The organism is Lysobacter sp. 5GHs7-4, assembly GCF_021284765.1.
Lineage (GTDB): Bacteria > Pseudomonadota > Gammaproteobacteria > Xanthomonadales > Xanthomonadaceae > Lysobacter.
In genome coordinates this window covers 507,266-525,388 of sequence record NZ_CP089924.1, presented here as the reverse complement: position 1 = coordinate 525,388, position 18,123 = coordinate 507,266, and the positions used below count along the sequence as shown (strand labels likewise).

Annotated in this window: 16 protein-coding genes; 3 read left to right on the top strand and 13 right to left on the bottom strand. The window is 71.0% G+C overall.

Features of this window, described 5'->3' with window-relative positions:
- Window positions 1-88: 88 nt before the first annotated feature.
- From LVB77_RS02180 to LVB77_RS02140, 9 genes are all read right to left on the bottom strand, one after another.
- The gene (locus LVB77_RS02180) at window positions 89-1,078 is read right to left on the bottom strand and encodes an alpha/beta fold hydrolase (RefSeq protein WP_232910429.1); all 990 of its coding nucleotides are present in this window, start codon (window positions 1,076-1,078) and stop codon (window positions 89-91) included.
- A gap of 60 nt (window positions 1,079-1,138) precedes the next feature.
- On the bottom strand, window positions 1,139-1,945 hold the full coding sequence (locus tag LVB77_RS02175; protein WP_232908588.1) for a lysophospholipid acyltransferase family protein: 807 nt from the start codon (window positions 1,943-1,945) through the stop codon (window positions 1,139-1,141).
- 67 nt (window positions 1,946-2,012) lie between these two features.
- Entirely contained in the window at window positions 2,013-2,447 is a 435-nt protein-coding gene (locus LVB77_RS02170; protein ID WP_232908587.1) for a hotdog fold thioesterase, read from the bottom strand.
- 233 nt (window positions 2,448-2,680) lie between these two features.
- Window positions 2,681-2,872 carry a hypothetical protein gene (locus LVB77_RS02165; RefSeq protein ID WP_232908586.1) on the bottom strand — a complete coding sequence of 64 codons (192 nt, stop codon included), beginning with the start codon at window positions 2,870-2,872 and terminating at the stop codon, window positions 2,681-2,683.
- Window positions 2,873-3,319: 447 nt separating this feature from the next.
- Window positions 3,320-5,257 carry a phospholipase D family protein gene (locus LVB77_RS02160; protein WP_232908585.1) on the bottom strand — a complete coding sequence of 646 codons (1,938 nt, stop codon included), beginning with the start codon at window positions 5,255-5,257 and terminating at the stop codon, window positions 3,320-3,322.
- On the bottom strand, window positions 5,254-5,841 hold the full coding sequence (locus LVB77_RS02155) for a YceI family protein (protein WP_232908584.1): 588 nt from the start codon (window positions 5,839-5,841) through the stop codon (window positions 5,254-5,256). The genes LVB77_RS02160 and LVB77_RS02155 overlap by 4 nt, the downstream gene beginning before the upstream one ends.
- 44 nt (window positions 5,842-5,885) lie before the next feature.
- The gene (locus LVB77_RS02150; RefSeq protein WP_232908583.1) at window positions 5,886-6,362 is read right to left on the bottom strand and encodes a histidine phosphatase family protein; all 477 of its coding nucleotides are present in this window, start codon (window positions 6,360-6,362) and stop codon (window positions 5,886-5,888) included.
- 181 nt (window positions 6,363-6,543) lie between these two features.
- Entirely contained in the window at window positions 6,544-7,173 is a 630-nt protein-coding gene (locus LVB77_RS02145; RefSeq protein ID WP_232908582.1) for a ParA family protein, read from the bottom strand.
- A gap of 52 nt (window positions 7,174-7,225) precedes the next feature.
- Window positions 7,226-8,431, bottom strand: coding sequence for a hypothetical protein (locus LVB77_RS02140; protein ID WP_232908581.1), 1,206 nt, complete (start codon window positions 8,429-8,431; stop codon window positions 7,226-7,228).
- Between the two features lie 431 nt (window positions 8,432-8,862).
- Here LVB77_RS02140 and LVB77_RS02135 point away from each other — a divergent pair, with 431 nt between their 5' ends.
- Window positions 8,863-11,274 carry a S8 family serine peptidase gene (locus LVB77_RS02135; RefSeq protein ID WP_232908580.1) on the top strand — a complete coding sequence of 804 codons (2,412 nt, stop codon included), beginning with the start codon at window positions 8,863-8,865 and terminating at the stop codon, window positions 11,272-11,274.
- A gap of 147 nt (window positions 11,275-11,421) precedes the next feature.
- Here the strand turns inward: LVB77_RS02135 and LVB77_RS02130 are convergent, their stop codons facing one another.
- Window positions 11,422-12,330, bottom strand: a complete 909-nt coding sequence (locus LVB77_RS02130; RefSeq protein WP_232908579.1) for an AEC family transporter — start codon at window positions 12,328-12,330, stop codon at window positions 11,422-11,424.
- Window positions 12,331-12,457: 127 nt separating this feature from the next.
- Between LVB77_RS02130 and LVB77_RS02125 the strand changes: the two genes are divergently transcribed.
- The gene (locus tag LVB77_RS02125; RefSeq protein WP_232908578.1) at window positions 12,458-13,948 is read left to right on the top strand and encodes an AAA family ATPase; all 1,491 of its coding nucleotides are present in this window, start codon (window positions 12,458-12,460) and stop codon (window positions 13,946-13,948) included.
- A 199-nt stretch (window positions 13,949-14,147) separates the two neighbouring features.
- On the opposite strand, the gene LVB77_RS02120 is transcribed toward LVB77_RS02125, so the two are convergent.
- Window positions 14,148-14,765 (bottom strand): TetR/AcrR family transcriptional regulator C-terminal domain-containing protein, encoded by a 618-nt coding sequence (locus tag LVB77_RS02120; RefSeq protein WP_232908577.1) that lies wholly within the window; start codon window positions 14,763-14,765, stop codon window positions 14,148-14,150.
- Window positions 14,766-14,847: 82 nt separating this feature from the next.
- Between LVB77_RS02120 and LVB77_RS02115 the strand changes: the two genes are divergently transcribed.
- Window positions 14,848-16,101 carry a TCR/Tet family MFS transporter gene (locus LVB77_RS02115; RefSeq protein ID WP_232908576.1) on the top strand — a complete coding sequence of 418 codons (1,254 nt, stop codon included), beginning with the start codon at window positions 14,848-14,850 and terminating at the stop codon, window positions 16,099-16,101.
- On the opposite strand, the gene LVB77_RS02110 is transcribed toward LVB77_RS02115, so the two are convergent.
- Together LVB77_RS02110 and LVB77_RS02105 are read right to left on the bottom strand one after the other, a co-directional pair.
- The gene (locus tag LVB77_RS02110; protein ID WP_232908575.1) at window positions 16,086-16,439 is read right to left on the bottom strand and encodes a gamma-glutamylcyclotransferase family protein; all 354 of its coding nucleotides are present in this window, start codon (window positions 16,437-16,439) and stop codon (window positions 16,086-16,088) included. The genes LVB77_RS02115 and LVB77_RS02110 overlap by 16 nt on opposite strands.
- Window positions 16,440-16,462: 23 nt before the next feature.
- The gene (locus tag LVB77_RS02105) at window positions 16,463-18,085 is read right to left on the bottom strand and encodes a putative 2OG-Fe(II) oxygenase (protein WP_232908574.1); all 1,623 of its coding nucleotides are present in this window, start codon (window positions 18,083-18,085) and stop codon (window positions 16,463-16,465) included.
- Window positions 18,086-18,123: the final 38 nt, after the last annotated feature.

Sequence of the window (18,123 nt, the reverse complement as noted above, 5' to 3'; positions counted from 1 at the left end):
CTCGCCCCGAACCCTCATCCGGCGCTGCGCGCCACCTTCTCCCACGGGAGAAGGGAACATCAGGAGCCGGCGGCCGCTGCGCAGCGCCTCAGGCCGACGCGGCCGCCTCCAGGCAGTCCGCGATCCAGCGCTCGGCGAACCCGTCCAGGCGCGCGCTCTCCAAAAATCCGCAATGCCCGCCCCAGGGCGCGATCTCCAGGCGGGCGTTGGGCGGCAGCTTGAGCGCGCGGAAGCCTTCGACCGGGATCACCGGGTCGTCCTCGGCCATCAGGATGCTGACCGGCACCTGCAGCCGCGAGAGCCGGTCGGCGGCGACCGAATAGCCTTCGAAGTAGCGGTCCAGGGTGCCGTAGTCGGTGTGGCGCTCGACCATCCACTGGGTCAGCGGGCGCATGCGCAGGCCCAGGGTGCGGTCGTCGAAATCGTGGAACTGCGGGAACAGCTCGCGCTTGCGCGCCAGCGAGCCGCGCCATTTGCGCTCGAAGTACCACAGGTACAGCGGCAGTCCCTGCTCCATCGAATCCATGGTCCGCGCCGGATCCAGCACCGGGCAGACCGCCGCGGCGTGGGTCAGCGGCAGGCCGGCCTCGGGCGCCTGCAGGGCCAGGCGCAGGGCGAAGTTGCCGCCCAGCGAGTAGCCGGCCACCGACATCGGCCGGCGCGGAAAGCGGCGGGCGACGTCGCAGGCCGCGTGCAGCACTTCGCCGATGCGGTTGGAGTGGAACAGGCCTTCGTTGAGGTGGTGGGTGTCGCCGTGATCGCGGAAGTTGAGCCGGAACACCTCGAAGCCGCGGCCGAGCAACTGCGCCGCGGTCATGCGCATGTAGTTGGAATCGGCGCTGCCTTCCCAGCCGTGCAGCAGCAGCACCAGACCGCGCGGTTCGGCGCCGGGCACGACGCTGTGCAGGCCCTGCAGGCGCACGCCGTCGCCGCCGTCGATCAGGTGCGCGGTGGTGGTCGCGCCCAGCTCGGCCAGGCGGCGTTCGGCGCGGCGGCGGCGCAGCGGACTGGAGCCCAGCACCGACTGCAGGTGCGCGTTGCGCAACCAGCGCGGCGGACGGTAGTCGGCGGCGGTCAGCATCGGCGGGCGGCCCATGGCGGCATGCGCGTCCATCCTAAGGATCGGCGCGCCCGACGTTCAACGCTCCATCGCTTCGACGATGCGCTGGCGCGCGAGGTCGGCGATGCGGCGGCGGCCGTCGGTCTCGCCGGGCAGGATCGGCTGCAGGAAGTGGATCGTGGCGCTGCGCGAGGGCTCGCCGAGCAGGCGCACGAAGTTGGCGAAGAAACTCTCGCGGTGCTGGAACGCGACCACGGCCTGGGCGCTGCCGCCCTCGCCGTAGCACAGCGCGACCGGCTGCACCGGCACGCCGGCCTCGACCGCGGCCAGGAAGATGCGCGCATGGAAGGGGCCGATCTCGCCGCCGCCGCGGGTGCCGCCTTCGGGGAACACGCCCACCGAACGGCCCGCGCGTAGGCGCGCCAGCATCTCGTGCAGCACGCCGCCCAGCGATTCGGTGCTGCCGCGGTGATGGAAGATGGTCTCGCCGCGCGCGGCCAGCCAACCCACCACCGGCCAGCCGGAGATTTCGCGCTTGGCGACGAAGCCCATCATGCGCTGGCTGTGCAGCGCCTCGATGTCGATCCAGCTGACGTGGTTGGCGACGAACATCGCCGCGCCCGGCAGCGGCGTGCCGACCCGGCTCAGGCGGAAACCGAAGATGCGCATCAAACCGGCCGACCAGGCGCGGATCGCGCGGTGTTCCAGGCGCTCGTCTCCGACCCGGATGCCCGCGGTCAACGGGTTCATCACCAGCAACACCAGCGGCAGGTCGATCAGCAGGTGCCACGTCAGCAGCGGCACACGCAATAGGTAACGCAGCGCGCGCGCGGACGACGCGCCAGGGCGCGCGGCCGCGCCGGCGTGGGGAGACGGCGCATTCATCCTGTGCACGATACCGAAGCGCCGAGGGCGTGGCGAGCGCGGCGCGCGGATCGCCGCTGGCGCAGGTTCAGATCGCGATCACCGCCACGGTCAGGCGCGAGATGCAGACCAGGCGCGCGGCTTCGTCCTCGATCCGGATCTCCCAGACCTGGGTGCGGCCGCCCACGTGCAGCGGCCGCGCGGTGCCGGTGACCGTGCCCTCGCGCACGCCGCGCAGGTGGTTGGCGTTGATCTCGATGCCGACCACGCCCTGGCCCTCGCCCACCGCCATCATGCCGGCGGAGCTGCCCAGGGTTTCGGCCAGCAGCACCGAGGCGCCGCCGTGCAGCAGGCCGTAGGGCTGATGGGTGCGGGCGTCGACCGGCATGGTCGCGCGCAGGTAGTCGGGACCGATTTCGGTAAAGACGATGCCCAGCGGCTCCATCGCGGTGTTGCGCGAGCTGGCGTTGAGCTGCTCGAGGGTGCTGGGTTTGCGGAACACGGGGCGGTCGGCGGCGCTCATGCCGTCACGATAGCCCAGGCGCGGCGGTGGCCCAAAAAAAGAACGCAGGGTGCGCCGGGGATTCCTTAGCCTGGAATCGCGGCTGCCCTGCGTTTAGGGGGTGGGGTGGTGCGGTTGGGGCTTGCCGTCGGCGGGCTGGGCCGTTGGACCGGCGCACTGCGAGGAGAGGGGCGCAGTACGCCGGTCGCGGCACTAGGAAGCGGACCGACACTCGACCAAGACGTCACCGGGACTTACGCGAAGCGGAAGCGGGGCTGCGCCCAGTCGTTGGTGTAGCGACGGCTGCTGGCGTAACCGCTGCTGTTGCCGTAGCCGACGCCGAAGTCGCGTTCGCGGTGGACGTGGCGGGCGGGAGCGACCGGGGCCGTACGGGCCGGGGCGTTCGAGGAAGCGGCGTTGCGGTCGAAGAGCTTGGAGACGTTCATGGCGGTGTCCTGGGTCGGTGGGGGAGTGATAGTGCTTCGGTGTGTTGGTAGAGTACAACACCTGATCTCTTGTTCCATATGCCGGAAGTCACCCCACCGAAGACCTACTGTTTGGGCGGGGCCTGCAACACTGGAACTTGTTGATAGAGATGAGGTTTGCGGGCCGGTGGTTGCATTGGGTTGCCCATGACTGACGACCTATGCCGGGGGATGTGACGGGGCTGGAGGGGGGGCTGGAGGCTAAAAGCAAAGGCAAATCCCCCCTGACCCCCCTTTTTCAAAGGGGGGAATCGGCTTCGGGTAAGGGCGGCGGCGGTGGCAGGAGAAGTTGGTCCAGTCGCGGCGCGCTCTAAAAAGCGGCGGACAGGCTTGGCTCCCCCTTTTGAAAAAGGGGGGCTCGCGGGGATTCGCTTTTGCTCTCAGCGCCGCCAGCCGCGACGCCCGCGCTTACAAAATCGGCGCCAACCCCGCCCCGAACGCGGTGAACATGCGCGTGATCAGGCGCTTGGGCCCCAGGCTGACCTCGGGGAAGTCGCCGACCGGGCGGTAGCAGGCGCGGAAGCCCGGCTGATTGCGGTACAGCGGGTGCGGGCAGTTCGGCCCGGGCACGAATTCGTAGCTGGTCGCGTAGCGCACCGGCCACAGGTCGAACAGCGGCAGGTGTTCGGAGATCTTGGTGATCGAATACTCCAGGCCCGAGAACACCGGCGGCTTGTCGCGGCGCGCGATCACCCACGAATTGGCCGGCGCGATGTCGCGGCGGATGCTGGCGGCCAGCTCGGCGGCGAATTCGGCGTCGTCGATCACCACCGCGCTCTCGGTGTTGTAGCGGTCGCCGCGCGGATCGAAGTTGTGCGTGCCGACCACGCCGATGCGCTCGTCGATCACCATCGACTTGGCGTGCATGCCGATGCGTACGCCGGCGCGCTTGAGCGGCACCGGTTCGTTGGAACGCCGGCGCGCGTAGCGCATGGCCGCGTACTCGCGCGACAGCGGCGTGCGGTACTGGGTGCGCGAGACCACGCTGGAGCGGTCGGGGCGCTCGCGGCGCAGTTGCTCGGGATCGGGCTGCGGCGGCAGATCGTCCAGGCCCAGATCGGGCAGGCGCGCGCCGGTGGCGGCGATGTCGATCGGCGCGTCGGCCGGGAACGGCTTGTATTCGTAGATGTCGAAACCGAACTCGCGCAGGTAGCGGCGCTTGTACTTGTACGACAGCGCGTAGGCGATGAAGGCGTCGGTCGCGGCGAGGCTGTTGGTGGACACGATCACGCGCGGCGGCTCAGGGCGTTTGCGCAGTTCGCGGAACAGATCCTGCGCGGCGTCGGACAGCACCAGGTACGGCGTTTGCAGCAGCACCTCGCGCTGCGCCGATTCGATCAGCCCGCGCAGCGAATCCGAAGCCTGGGCGCCGTCGATGCCGTTACCGCGGTGCTTCTCCGGCGAGTCGGCGATGTAGCGCACCTCGCCCACCGGCAGCGCGCGCGCGACCAGGCGCTGGCGCACCAGCTCGGCGTCGCCGGCGTCGCGGCGCATGGCCTGCGCGCGCGCCGGGCGTTCGAACTGGGCCGGCGCCAGCGTGGGCACGCCGCCGCGGATCAGGAACGTGCCCACGTCCTTGAGCCGCTCCACCGGCACGCTGCGGCGGTCGTCCCAGAAGCGCACGAAGTCCTGGTCCATCACCTGCGCGGTCGGGCCGGCCACCAGCAAGTCGCGATCGCGGAAGTTGTACTCGTCGTCCCAGTCGTAATAGTCGTCCTGGTAGTTGCGCCCGCCGGTGATGCCGACCGCGCCGTCCACCAGCAGCAGCTTGGTGTGCATGCGCTGGTTGAGGCGGCGCCAGCAGCAGGCCGCGGCCAACAGGTACTGCGGATAAGTGATGCGCGCGCGCTTGAGCACCGGGTTGTACAGGCGCACTTCGAAATTCGCGTGCGCGCCGGACAGCGCGGCCAGGGTTTCGATGTGCTTGAGCGCGGCCAGTTGGTCCAGCAGCAGGCGCACGCGCACGCCGCGGCGCGCGGCCGCGACCAGTTCGTCCAGCACCAGCCGGCCGGCGTCGTCCTCGTCGTAGATGTAGGTCTGCAGATCGATCGCGGTGGTCGCGCTGCGGATCAGGTTGACGCGCGCGAGCAGGGCGTCCTGGCCGTGGTCGAGGATCAGGGCGTAATGGCGCGGCGCGTCGGGCGCCGATTCGGCCAGCGCCTGCGCGGCCAGGTCGCGCAAGGGCGAGGGCTGCGCGCAGGCGTTGGGCGCCGCGCAGTCGATCTGGGTGGAGCGCGCGGCCACCACGATCTGGGTGGCCTGATCGCGCTGCGCGCGCGACAGCCCGGCGCAGGCCGACAGGCTCAGCGCCAGCGCGGCGATGGCGATGCGTTGCCAGGATTTCACGGCGTCGCGCCCTCGCCCAGGTCCTTGAGCGTGCGCACGCGCATCGTGAAGCGCACGCGGTCGCCCAGGGCCAGGTTCCAGCCGTCCAGGCCGTAGTCGTCGCGGCTCACGCTGCCGTAGGCGAGCACGTCGCAATCCTTGCCGGGGCGTGAGCAGGTCGAGGGCGCGAGCACGAAGGTTTCCATCCGGCTGACGCCGTGCAGAGTAAGACGGCCGCGCAGCTTACCGCCTATGTGGACCAAGTCGGCAGGGTGCGGCTCGGACAGGAATTCGATGCGCGGGTAGCGCGCGGAATCGAAGAAGCGCCGGCCGCGCGCGAGTTCGGTGTAGCGCTTGGAATCGCCGACCTTGACCGCGCCGGTGGCCAGCGCGATGCGCACCTGATGGCGGCCGTCGGGCAGCACGGCGACCTCGCCCTCGTAACTGGGGAACGTGCCTTCGACTTTCTGGCCCCAGCGCGTGCGCAGCTCGAAACCGAAACGGGTGTAGAACGGATCGAAGCCCGACGACGCCGTCGCGGCGGCCGGCACCTGCGCGGCGACGGGCGCGCACGCGAGCCCGCAGGCCAGCGAGCAGACCAGCAAGCCGAGCGCGGCGAGGGAGCGTGCGGCTCTAGGTCGCTGCGGCCTCACGGCCACCAAAAGGCGCTGAGCTGGGCGACGCCCGGCTCCAGGCTGGTGTCGGCCGGCACGCTCAGCACCGCGACGCCGCCCGGCGGCATGCCGCGGTAGTCGCCGGACTGGCCGCTGTGCAGCAGCGCGGCCAGGCGTTCCAGGCCGGGGTTGTGGCCGACCAGCATCAGCCGCTCGGCGTCCACGTGCGTATCGGCCAGGGCGATCAGGGTGCCCGGCGTGGCTTCGTAGATCGACGGCTCGATGCGCTGGTCGACGTAGCCGATCGCCGCCAGCACCGCCTCCAGGGTTTCGCGGGTGCGGCGCGAAGGCGAGCACAGCACGCAGTCGGGCACCAGCTTGTTCTCGGCCAGCCAGCGGCCGGCGGCCTCGGCTTCGGCCAGCCCCTCGGCCGACAGCGGACGGTCGAGATCGGCCTGGCCGTTGGCGGCCGGCTCGGCATGGGCGTGGCGGAGCAGGATCAGTTCGCGCATGGATTAGGCCGCTGAGTAGGAAGGGGTGCGCGGCGCGCGTGGGCGCGACGCTTGGAAAGGAGGATGCCTGTCGGCGACGCAGAAAGGTAGCCGTGCGCTCGCGCCGGTGGCGTGAACGCCACGGCGCATGGCGGGTTTGCGGTGTCGATCCTCGCCACGCACGCTGCGCAGGCGACCGCGCTTACTTCTTCAGCCACTTCAGCAGCGGCTGCCAGTCGGCCTGGTGATCGCGGATCTGCGCCGAGTGGTAGTCGAACAGGCTCTTGCCCAGCGCGGTCATCACCACATAGGCCTGGCTGTCGCGCAGCTGCCCCACCACCGGATACGGCCATTCGCCGAGCAGCTCGACCGCCTGCTGGGAGGCGTTGGTCCAGGGCTTGAGCTTGTTGCCGACCAGGCCCACGCGCAGCTGCCCGCGGCGCACCCGCGGGTGCTTGGCCAGGGTGTCCAGGAACGGCACCGTGGCCTCGATGTCCAGGGTCGAGGGCTGTACCGGCACGATCACCGCGTCGGCGACTTCAAGGAAGGATTCCAGGTCTTCGGCCATCGCGCCGGCCGGGGCATCGATCACCACCCGCTGGGTGTCGTCGGGCAGGCCCTTGCGCCAGGCCTTGCGGCGCGTGCCGTCCAGCGGCAGCACCGCGCTTTCCAGCAGCGCGCGCCGTTGCGCCCAGCGCGTGGAAGAAGCCTGCGGATCGGCGTCGACCAGCGCGGTGCGCAAGCCTTCTAGCGCCGACTGCGCGGCGAGATGGGTGGCGATGGTCGTCTTGCCCACGCCCCCCTTGGAACTGGCCACCAGCACGGTCTTCATGCGAGCTCCCTCTAGGCGGAAGCCGCAGGGTACACCGGGGGTGGGGTCGGGGCTATCGCGCGGCGGGCGCTGAGGACGGCGGCGGGCGACCGGTGAGGATCAGGGCGCGCTGGCGGGGGTTGTCGGGCAGCCAGTTCGGCGGCGGCCGGGTGGGCAGGCCCTGTTCGGTCAGCCAGGCCTCCAACGCCGGCATCTCGCCCAGGCGGAACACCCGTTCGAACCAGTCCGGCGGAAGCGGCCGGCCGCGCATGCCGGGGAACTGGGCACTTAGCCAACTCAACTCGCGCACCCGTTCACGCCAGGCCAGCGCATCGGGGCCGTCGGCGGCCAGCGGGGTGCCGCCATGCTGACCCATGACCCGATCGATCAGGTCCGGGCTGCGCGCCATCAAGCCGAACACGCTCAGGCAGACGTCGCGCCGTTCGCGCGGCGGCGACCGGCACAACTCCATCAACGGTCCATACGAGGGCAGCGAGGTCACGACGGCCAAGTCCATCGCGCGGGCGCCCGCATACAGCTGCGGCTCCCACGAATCGATTTCGTTGCGAGCGGCGTACACGCGCATCGCGCACTCCGATGGCGGCGCCATCGGCACTCGCGACCATGCCGTCAGCGCCGCCTGACCGAAGTCGCCGAACGCGGTGCGGTAATGACGCGCCTGCGCGGCGCGGCGCAGCAGGGCGTCATTGGCCGCCAGCCGCTCGGCGTCTCCGTCGGCGCTGTAGCGCAAGCCCGCCAGCCACACCGCGGCGTTGTCGGGCTCCAGTGCCTGCAGGGCGGCCAGTGCCTCTGCGCGTCGGCAGTTCTCTTCTTCCTCGCACTCCGACACTTGCGCCCACAGCAACAACGGGTCTTCGCTGGGCAGGCGCAGCGCATCGGCGCGCGCCGATTCGCGCGCCGCCAGGGCGACCTCGTCGTCGCCCACGCCATCGAGCAGATACGCCGCGAACAGGCGGCTGCGCGCATCCGGCTGCCGCGCCATCGCCAATGCGCGCTCGCGATCGCTGGCGGCGAGTTCCTCGTCGGCGCGCTCGACATCGCAACCGGCGGGCCAGGGCCGCGACGGCGATGCGGCGGCCTCCATGCCCGCGCCGGCATTCGGGGTGTCGCCGCCCGCTACAGGGCGCGTGCGCGTGGCGTCCGTGCCCGCGACCTGCGTCGTGGTATCGACACCCGCCTGCCGTGCCTCGCGCCAGCCGAAACCCGCCGCCGTCGCGGCCAGCGCAAGAGCGGCCGCGATCCAAACCCGTGTGCGCATACGTTTCCGTTCGATCCTGTCCGCGGCCAGGATGCGGCGCGCCGTGCATCAGCATAGGCAATCGCCGCTGCGATCAGCCGCCTGACGCGGGCGAGTCGCGCTCGTGCGAGCTTTGCTGCCGATCCTGGGCGGTCGAGCGTCCCCTCATCTCGCGCCTCCCTGCATATTTTTCGTGCAGTTCGTGCGCACAAACACTTCGGAAAAGTAGCGACTCCGCCACAGTAATTTCAGAAAAAGAAAATTCGAGGTAGGGGCGCCTCACCTCGCCGCGTTAGAAAAAGTGTGCCGGATATCAGCATCGCCCTTCGATCGCGACGAAGGGCGGCGCATCGGCACCGACGATCGCCCACGCCTAACCGCCTGCTCCCTTATGTGCGCACTCACGTGCGGCGCAGCGATCCCTTACGCCCAATCATCAGGAACGCATCGCAATGAAGAAGGGTCTTACCACCAAGAACACCGTCATCGGACTCACCGCGGCCTGCGCCGCGGTGCTGCTGTGGTCGCAACGCGATACGACCACCGCGCAAGGCGCGAACGCGCAGGACGCGGACACCGTTGCCGCCGTCGCGGCCGCCATGGCCGACGCCGGCAACCCGCCCGCCGCCGCGCCGGCCTCGTTGAGCGTGGCCTACACCGCGCCGACGCCGCAGTCGCCGGCGCAGGCCAAGCTGGGCGCAGGCCAGCTGCTGCAAGCGCTGCAGGCGCTGCCGACGCAGCTGCGCACACCCGCCGGCGCGCCGGCCACGCAGGCGGCGCGAACCACGCAGGCCGCGTCGGTGCGCGCGCAGATCGCCGCGCTGGACCGCGCCGGCATTCCGCTGCGCTGGCGCGAGGGCGAGAAGGTCAAGGTCAACGTCGACTTGGGCCTGGACTACGCCACCATCCAAAACCCGAACTTGCTGGCGCAGGCCAACGCCGCCCTGGTCGGCGCCTTGCGCGCCGGCGGCATCCAGGCCCAGGACATCCCCGGTTCGCCCAGCCTGGAAGCGCTGGTGCCGGTGGCGCAGCTGGAATGGGTGGCCGGCCACGCCGGCGTGGCCCAGGTCGAGCTGATGAACATCGCCGAGACCGCGGTGTTCTCCGACGGCGCCACCGCCAGCGACATCGACCACCTGCGCAGCCTGGGCAACTACGCCGGCCTGTCGCAGGCCTTGCGCCGCAACCTGCAGGGCGAAGGCCTGACCATCGCGGTGATGGACCAGTTCGGCAACAACAACGGCGAAGTCGCCGCGCTGCAGGGCGCGCAGGAATGGCCCAGCAACACCGCGCAGCAAGCCGACAACATCGTGATGACCCCGCCCACCGGCCAGGCCTTCGGCGCCGGCGGCAGCGCGCACGGCAACGCCGTGACCGAGGTGGTCTACGACATCGCCCCGCTGGCGAAATTCCGCCTGTACGACGCCGGCCAGACCGCCGACTGGGTGCGCGGCATCCAGGACGCGGCCAACCTGGACGCGCAGAACCGCGTGCTGGGCGAACCGCGCGCGCAGGTCATCACCGCCTCGCAGGGCGGCCTGGCCGGCGCGCCCGGCGACGGCACGCCGGGCCTGGGCAGCTACAAGGGCTTGTACGAAGCGCTGGATGCGGCCAGCCGCAACGGCGTGCTGGTCGTGAACGCCGCCGGCAACTACGCGCAGGCGCACTGGGACGGCGACAGCGATGCCGGCGCCGCGGCCAACGTGGCGCAGGACTTCGACACCGCCACCGCCGGCGTGCAGGACGCCAACATCGTGTCCTACAGCGCCCAGTTCGGTCAGTGCATGCCGGTGGGCGTGTTCGACGCCAACCTGGCCAACCAGCTGCGCGTGGTCGCCGCGCTGAGCTGGAACGACTGGCCCTCGGCCAACAACACCGCCAACACCGACTACAAGCTGGAGTTGGTGTACTGGAAGGACGAAGTGCGCAGCCGCAGGTTCGACTGGGGCACGTTCCGCTGGGTGGAGACCGTGACCCCGGCCGCGTGGGCGCAGGCGCAGCAGTCCGACTACGCGCAAAACGGCGGCGCCGGCCAGGAACCGCTGGAAGTGGTGGCGTACACGCCGCCGGCCGCCACCGCCACCGCGCGCTGCGCCGGTGTGTTCAACAACCAGGTCGTGGGCGGCGGCGGCATCTTCGCCCTGCGCGTGGTGCGCAAGACCGCGCGCGCGGCCAACTTCCTGCGCATCACCACCGGCAAGCTGCCGCTGCAGTACGCCCAGCCCGAGCGTTCGCTGACCCACCCGGCCGACTCGGCCAGCGTGATCACGGTGGCGGCCTTGAACGCGGCCGATTCGGCACTGGAAGGCTACAGCTCGCGCGGCCCGGTGCTGGCCGCCGGCGGCGCGCGTCCGGCCGGTCAGGCGGTGGGCAATGCCAAGCCCGACCTGGGCAGCTTCGCCAACGTCGACACCGTGTCCTACGGCGATAACGGCTTCGGCGGCACCTCCGCCGCCGCGCCGCACGTGGCCGCGCTGGCCGCGCTGGGCCTGCAGCACCAGCGTCAGCTGACCAACGCCACCGTGCCCGCGGCGCTACCGGCCAACGCCACCGCGCAGCAGAAGGCCGACCGCGACACCCTGCTCAGCCAGCGCCGCAACCATCTGGCCAACGCGACCTACGACGCACTGGTGCAGATCGCCGGCACTCAGGGCAACGACCTGGGCGCGGCCGGCTTCGACAGCGGCTTCGGTACCGGCCGCCTGAAGTTCCATGCTCAGTCGCAGGCTTGCGTGCTGTCGGCGCTGTACGCGCCGGCCTACCGCTCGCTGCTGCCGGCACAGGCCTCGCCGCTGCCGGCCGGTCAGCAGAGCTACGACCAGTTGCAGGCCAGCAACAGCGCCAGCTGCTCGCAGGTGCAGTAAGTCGGCCAGTCCGCGGTCCGTGGCCGCGGATCGGGAACGGCGCCGGAGCGATCCGGCGCCGTTTTTTTTCGGGACGGTCGAGCGAATGCGCGAGCACAGCAGTCGCCGCGTACGGAACCGATCGCGCACGCATGGCGGATGCGGCCGCTAGCCCACCGCCACCCGCGCCCACAACGGCAGCGTCGCCAGCGACAACAGCAGGCCGTAGCCGACCATGGCCGCGGCCAGGCGCGGCGCGAGCTGGTGCGCGATCGCCAGCGCGCCGGCGGTGACCATGGGCGGCATCGCCGATTCCAGCACGGTCGCGCGCGCCATCTCGCCGTGCAGGCCCAACCAGGGCACCAGCAGCCAGGCCAGGGCCGGCATCAGCGCCAGCTTCAGCGTCAGGCCGGTCAGCAGCGGCTTGAGTTCGTCGCGCGGCAACGCCAGCTTCACCGACAAACCGATCGTCAGCATCGCCAGCGGCAGCAGCGCATCCGACAAACGCTGCTGGCCGCCGGCGATCCAGCTCGGCGGCTGCGCCGGCATCACGGTGAAGCCGATCAGCAGCGCCCACAGCGGCGGGAAGCGCAGCACCCGGCGCAGCATGTCGCGTGCGTTGGGCGCGCCGTCGCCGCCGTAACGCGCGAGCACCCACAAACCGAACGTGGACAGGATCAGGAACGCGCCGAACTGGTCGTAGACCACCGCATAGGGCAGCGCGTGTTCGCCGATCAGCGCGCGCGTGAGCGGATAACCGAGGAAGCTGGTGTTGCCCAGCGCGACGGTCAGCAGCAGCACCGCGTGTTCGTCGCGGCGGAACTTCAGCCAACGCGACAAGGCGCCGACCAGCACCACCGTGGCGGCCAACAGCAGCCACGGCACCGCGGCCACGCCCAGCAGCGCCGGTTCCAGATGCAGGCGCGGGGCGTAGCGCAGCACCGCCGCGGGCAGGCAGACGTACAGCACCACCAGGTTCAAAGTCTGCGCCGCGCTGTCGGGCAGTACCCGCAGGCGCTGGAACAGATAGCCCAAGGCCAGCATGGCCAGCACCAGGGCAAAGGCGTCGAAGGCCATCGCGGTCGCGGTCGGCGCGCCGCAGGGCGCGATCCGGCCATGGTCGCGGTTGCGGCGCGTGCGCTCAAGCGTTCTGCGGCGCGCGGCTCGGGTCGATATGATGGCGGCGACCTCGAAGACCGCTTCCATGACCGACCTGCAAGACCTGACCGCGCTGATCCGCGCCAACACCTCCCTGATCGTGATCGAGACCCGCGACGAAAGCCGCGTGGTCGAGCTGTTCCGGCAGGCGCTGATGCAGGTCTGGCGCGCGCTGTACCGCTGGTCGATCACCGAGGGCCTGCGCCGGGTCGATTTCGATCGCGACGACGAGGAAACGCGGGTCGCGCCCGACATCTCGGCGACCTTGCAGTCGATCCGCGACGCCGACCAGCGCGGCATCTATCTGCTGTTCGACGCCCACCCGTACCTGGGTTACGCCAGCACCCAGCGCCAGCTGCGCGAGATCGTGCAGCGCCGCGGCTGCCAGCCCCACGTGCTGGTGCTGATCGGCCACAAGGTCGAGCTGCCGCCGGACCTGGACTCGCTGGCGGTGCGCTACACGCCGCGCCTGCCCGACGCCAACGCCCTGCTCAAGCTGGTGCGCGAGGAAGCCGAGAACTACATGCGCGAGCACGGCGGCCGCCGCGTCGAGGCCGACGCCGAAGTGGTCAAGCAGATCGTGCGCAACCTGCAGGGCCTGGACCCGGTCGACGCGCGCCGGATCGCGCGCCATCTGATCTTCCGCGACGGCGCGATCGCCGCCGACGATTTGCCGGAACTGGCCAAGCTCAAGTTCGAGCTGCTCAATCGCTCCGGCCACCTGCATTACGAATACGACAGCGCGCGCATGGCCGACGTCGCCGGCGCGCGCCGCCTCAAGCGCTGGGTCGAGCAGCGCCGCGCGGTGTTCACCGGCGGCGAACCGCCGCCCGGTCTGGACCCGCCCAAGGGCATGTTGCTGCTGGGCGTGCAAGGCTGCGGCAAGTCGATGCTGGCCAAGGCGGTCGCGGCCGGGTTCGGCGTGCCGCTGGTGCGCCTGGATTTCGGCACCTTGTACGACAAGTTCCACGGCGAGACCGAGAAGAACCTGCGCGCGGCGCTGGCCTCGGCCGAACAGCTGGCACCGTGCGTGCTATGGATCGACGAGATCGAGAAGGGCCTGGCCGGCGACGGCGGCGACAGCGACGGCGGGGTGTCGCGGCGCGTGCTGGGCTATCTGCTGACCTGGATGGCCGAGCGCAAGTCGCGCGTGTTCCTGGTCGCCACCGCCAACCAGATCGACGCGCTACCGCCGGAGCTGCTGCGCAAGGGGCGCTTCGACGAGATCTTCTTCGTCGACCTGCCGGACGTGTCGGCGCGCATCGAGTTGTTCGCCCTGCACTTGCGCAAGCGCGCGCTGGACCCGGAAGGCTTCGACCTGCCGGCGCTGGGCGCGGCCAGCGAGGGCTTCTCGGGCGCGGAGATCGAACAGGCCATCGTCGCGGCGATGTACGCCGCGCACGCGGCCGGTACGCCGTTGTCGGATTTTCAGCTGCGCGCCGAGCTCAAGCAGACGCGGCCGCTGTCGGTGATGATGGCCGAGCAGGTGGAAGGGCTGCGCGAATGGGCGCGGTCGCGAACGGTGCCGGCGGATTAAGAGCAAATCCCCCTCAATCCCCCTTTTTCAAAGGGGGAAGACAAGCGCCCGACCTCCAAGCCCTGCCTTCGACTGTTCCCCCCTTTGGAAAAGGGGGGCTAGGGGGGATTTGCTTTTGCTGTTGCCTAGAAGCAAATCCTCTTCAATCCCCCTTTTTCAAAGGGGAGGCTAAGAACAAAGGGAGAAGCGGAGAGGGCGACTACGCGCGCGTCAGCTGCGCCTCGAAGCCGGCGATCAGGGCGCGCAGGCCGTATTCGTAGTCGGCGTCGACGTCGTTCTGGCTCAACACCGACTGCGCCTGCGCGAGCAGCGGATAAGCGTGCGGGTCCGGTGTCAGCGGTGCCTGTCCAGGGCCGCGTCCGGCCTCGGTCGCGGCCTGCTCTTCGAGCAGCCAGCCGATCGTGTAATAGCTCAGCGAGATCAGCGCGCGTAAGCCGTCGGCGGGCGTAAAGCCGGCCGCGACCAGATAGGCCAGGTCGGCTTCGCCATCGCCGAAATCGCCGCCCTCGGGGCGCGTGCCGATGTGCACGCGCGCGCCGTCGCGGTGCGCGCGCAGGCAGCGGCGGAACTCGCGCGCCTGCGCCGCCATCCACTCGCGCCAGTCGGGATAGGCCGCGCGATCGACCGGCCGCTGCTCGGCCAGCATCGCCTCGGCCAGGGCGTCGAGCAGGTCGCGCTTGCTCTTGAAATGCCAGTACAGGCTGGGCTGCTGCACGCCCAGGGCCTGCGCCAGGCGGCGCGTGGTCAGCCCGTCCATGCCGACCTCGTCCAGCAGGGCCATAGCGGCGGCGACCACCGTTTCGCGTTGCAGTTTCATGCCTTCCCGACCTCGGGCTTGCTTAATCTATCACCGATAGACTAGCATGCGAACTCAATCTATCGATGATAGGTGATGCGCCATGCGCACCCCTCACGCCTCCCCCGGCCGTCTGGCCCTGATCCTGATCCTCACCACCGTCGCCCTGGACGCCATCGGCATCGGGCTGATCGCGCCGGTGCTGCCGCAGCTGCTCGACGCCTTCGGCCTGCAGCACCACCTGGCCCTGCACGCCGGCGCCCTGACCGCGCTGTACGCGCTGATGCAGTTCGTCTGCGCGCCGGCGCTGGGCGCGCTCAGCGACCGCTACGGGCGCCGGCCGGTGCTGCTGTTCTCGTTGGCCGGCAGCGCCCTGGACTACCTGCTGATGGCTTGCGCGCCCTGGCTGTCGCTGCTGTACCTGGGCCGCGCCATCGCCGGCGTCAGCGGCGCCAGCGGGTCGGTCGCGGGCGCCTACATCGCCGACATTTCCGACGAGTCGCAGCGCGCGCGCCGCTACGGCTGGCTGGGCGCGAGCTTCGGCCTGGGCCTGGTGGCCGGGCCGGTGATCGGCGGCCTGCTCGGTGCGGTCTGGCTGCGCGCGCCGTTCGTGGCCGCAGCGGTGTTGGCCGCACTGAACTTCGGCCTGGCCTGGTGCGCGCTGCCCGAGCCGTCGCGCCAGCGCGCACCGGCGCCGGCCCTGGCCCTGCGCGAGTGGGTGCCCTGGCGCGGCCTGCGCGAACTGGGCCGGCTGCCGGACCTGGCGCCGCTGCTGTGGCTGTACCTGGCCATGCAGCTGGCCGGACAGGTGCCGGGCACGCTATGGGCGATCTACGGCCATGACCGCTACGGCTGGAACCCGACCGCGGTGGGCCTGTCGCTGGCCGCGTTCGGGGTGATGCACGCGCTGTTCCAGGCCTTCGCCACCGGCCGCATCAGCGAACGCTACGGTCCCGTGCGCACCCTGGTCGGCGGCGTGGTTTCCGACGTGCTGGGCTATCTGACCTTCGCCTTCGCGCGCAGCAGCGCCGGCATGGCGCCGGGCCTGTTGTTGGCCGCGGGCGGCAGCATCGGCCTGCCGGCGCTGCTGGCGATGACCAGTCAGCGCACCGACGAGGCGCGACAAGGCGCGCTGCAAGGCGTGCTGGCCAGCCTCGCCAGCCTGGCCGCGGTGCTGGGCCCGCTGCTGTTCGGCGCGATCTACGTCGCCGGCGCCGGACACTGGAACGGTTGGGCGTGGATCGTCGGCGCCGCCTTGTACCTGCCCTGCGTCCCGGCCTTGCGCGCGCTGCTGCGCGGCGCCCGCGCACGTGGCGGCGGCGCCGACGGCGCGGTGCCCGATCAGGCGCGCACGTAAACCCAGGCGCGTCCGCCCGAGGCCAGCGCGGCCTCGACGCGGCGGTAATCGTCGACTTCGTAGGCATCGGCGCGTGCCAGTTCCTCGGCGCTGATCGCGAACACCGTGCCGGCGACGCTGTCGGCGGCATCGTCGCTGCGCTCGACGATGGGGTGATAGGCCTGGCCGCTGGTGGCCACGACCTGCGCGTCCTCGATCTTGAGCAGACTGCGCCGGTAACCGACCAGCGCGTCGGCCTCGCCGTGCAACACGCGGCCGAACGTCGCGCGCTGCACGTCCGGGTTCTGCAAGGTGCCGTAGGAAAACAGGCGCTGATCGTGGGCGGGTTCGGTGGGCATGCGTGCGCGGATCGGTTGTCGGCTCAGACCGCGGCCAGGTCGAAGGAGATGCTGATGCGTTCGCCGCCGCCGCGGTACGGCAGGGTGCGATGGAACAGGTAGGACGGAAACAGCAACAGCTCGCCCACGCGCGGACGCACCTGGCGCAGGGCGTGTTCCGGCCAGCCCGGCAGGCCGGCGTAAGGGCGGCCGAACTCGATCCAGCCGGCGTGTTCGGCATCGTCGTCGGCGATGGCCGCGGGCAGCTCGACGTAGTAGGCGCCCGACAGCCACGAATCTTCGTGGATATGGGTGTCGATGTAGCCGCTCTCGGCGGCCTGGGTCGCCCACAGGTGCAGGCGGTAGCGCTGCGGCACGTTGCGCAGGAACAGATCGTCGCCGGTGGCGGCCGCGCGGCATTCGTCGAGGTAGCGATCGATCGCCTGGCGCAGGCCGCGTTCGAAACCGACGATGGCCCGCGTGCGGTCGGCGAGCAGATCGCCGCTGAGGTAGGCCTGACGCGCGGCCAGGCCGGCCGGTTCCCAGCGCTGCTGGCTGTGGCGGCGGATGTCGTCGGCGAGCGCGGCGTGGAACGCGGGCGCATCGGCGAAACCGTCGGGCGTCGCCAGTGCGATCGCGCGCACGTGGCGCTGCAGGCCGATCAGTTCGACAGCGCGGTCGATGCGCCCGTCGGCGGCCAGCGCCACGCCGAGGTGGGCGATGGTGCGTTGATCGTCGCCGCGCGCGCGCAGCGCCGCCTGCAGGCGTTCGTGCGCGGCCGGCGCCTGGCCCGCCCGCAGCAGCGCGATGCCGTGCTGGCGCGTGAGCACGGGTGTGTCCAGGCCGCGCGCGGTCGCGGCGGCGTAAGCGGCCACCGCATCGTCGGCGCGGCCGTTGAGCATCAGTTGATCGCCCAGGGTTTCGACGTTGTCCGCATCGTCCGGCGCCAGCTGCACGGCGCGCTGCGCATGCGCCTGCGCGCGCGCGGGCTCGCCGAGCTTGCGCAACAACACGGCGGCGTTGCGGTGCGCGGCGGCCAGATGGGGGTCCAGCTGCAACGCGCGTTCGGCCGAACGCAGGCCTTCCTGCAGCGAGGCGCGATCGAACAGGTTGGACAGCAGCACCGCCAGCGCCTGATGCGCCTCGGCGTCCTGCGGCGCCAGCCGCAAGGCGTTGCGCGCCGCCGCGATCGCCTGCGGATATTGCTGCAGGCGGCTGTGCGCGGCCGACAGGTTGTTCCAGGCTTCCGGCCAGTTCGGATCGCGCTGCGCGGCGGCGCCGAAGCCGGCGACGGCGGCCGCGTAGTCGTTCAACGCGAAGGCCGCATTCGCATAACGGAACGCCGCGCGCGCGTCCTGCGGCAGGCGCTGCATGGCCCGCTCCAGCACCGGCAAGGCGGCGGCGACCTGGCCGCCGTGCAGCAGGCGCGTGCCCAGGTCCAGCGCGGCCGCGCCGTCGTCGGGGCGCAAGGCGTGCGCGCGCGTGGCCGCGAGCAGGCCGCGCTCGCCGTCGCCCAGCGCCTGAGCGGCGATCGCCAGCATGCGCCAGGCATCGAACGAAGCCGGATCCTGCGCCAGCACCGCCTCGCAACGCGCGCGCGCCTGCGCGGCGTCGCCGCGCTGCAAGGCCGCGTAGGCCTCACGCAAGCCGGTCGCGCTCGCGCTCATCGCGCGCGCCTGCGTTGGAGCCCGGCGCACATCGCAAC

What these genes read in the sequence shown, in the direction of transcription:
- LVB77_RS02165 (WP_232908586.1), bottom strand. Translation starts at nt 2,872, where the DNA reads ATGAACGTCTCCAAGCTCTTCGACCGCAACGCCGCTTCCTCGAACGCC.
- LVB77_RS02175 (WP_232908588.1), bottom strand. Translation starts at nt 1,945, where the DNA reads ATGAATGCGCCGTCTCCCCACGCCGGCGCGGCCGCGCGCCCTGGCGCG.
- LVB77_RS02115 (WP_232908576.1), top strand. Translation starts at nt 14,848, where the DNA reads ATGCGCACCCCTCACGCCTCCCCCGGCCGTCTGGCCCTGATCCTGATC.
- LVB77_RS02150 (WP_232908583.1), bottom strand. Translation starts at nt 6,362, where the DNA reads ATGCGCGAACTGATCCTGCTCCGCCACGCCCATGCCGAGCCGGCCGCC.
- LVB77_RS02125 (WP_232908578.1), top strand. Translation starts at nt 12,458, where the DNA reads ATGACCGACCTGCAAGACCTGACCGCGCTGATCCGCGCCAACACCTCC.
- LVB77_RS02135 (WP_232908580.1), top strand. Translation starts at nt 8,863, where the DNA reads ATGAAGAAGGGTCTTACCACCAAGAACACCGTCATCGGACTCACCGCG.
- LVB77_RS02170 (WP_232908587.1), bottom strand. Translation starts at nt 2,447, where the DNA reads ATGAGCGCCGCCGACCGCCCCGTGTTCCGCAAACCCAGCACCCTCGAG.
- LVB77_RS02110 (WP_232908575.1), bottom strand. Translation starts at nt 16,439, where the DNA reads ATGCCCACCGAACCCGCCCACGATCAGCGCCTGTTTTCCTACGGCACC.
- LVB77_RS02105 (WP_232908574.1), bottom strand. Translation starts at nt 18,085, where the DNA reads ATGAGCGCGAGCGCGACCGGCTTGCGTGAGGCCTACGCGGCCTTGCAG.
- LVB77_RS02145 (WP_232908582.1), bottom strand. Translation starts at nt 7,173, where the DNA reads ATGAAGACCGTGCTGGTGGCCAGTTCCAAGGGGGGCGTGGGCAAGACG.
- LVB77_RS02140 (WP_232908581.1), bottom strand. Translation starts at nt 8,431, where the DNA reads ATGCGCACACGGGTTTGGATCGCGGCCGCTCTTGCGCTGGCCGCGACG.
- LVB77_RS02120 (WP_232908577.1), bottom strand. Translation starts at nt 14,765, where the DNA reads ATGAAACTGCAACGCGAAACGGTGGTCGCCGCCGCTATGGCCCTGCTG.
- LVB77_RS02130 (WP_232908579.1), bottom strand. Translation starts at nt 12,330, where the DNA reads ATGGCCTTCGACGCCTTTGCCCTGGTGCTGGCCATGCTGGCCTTGGGC.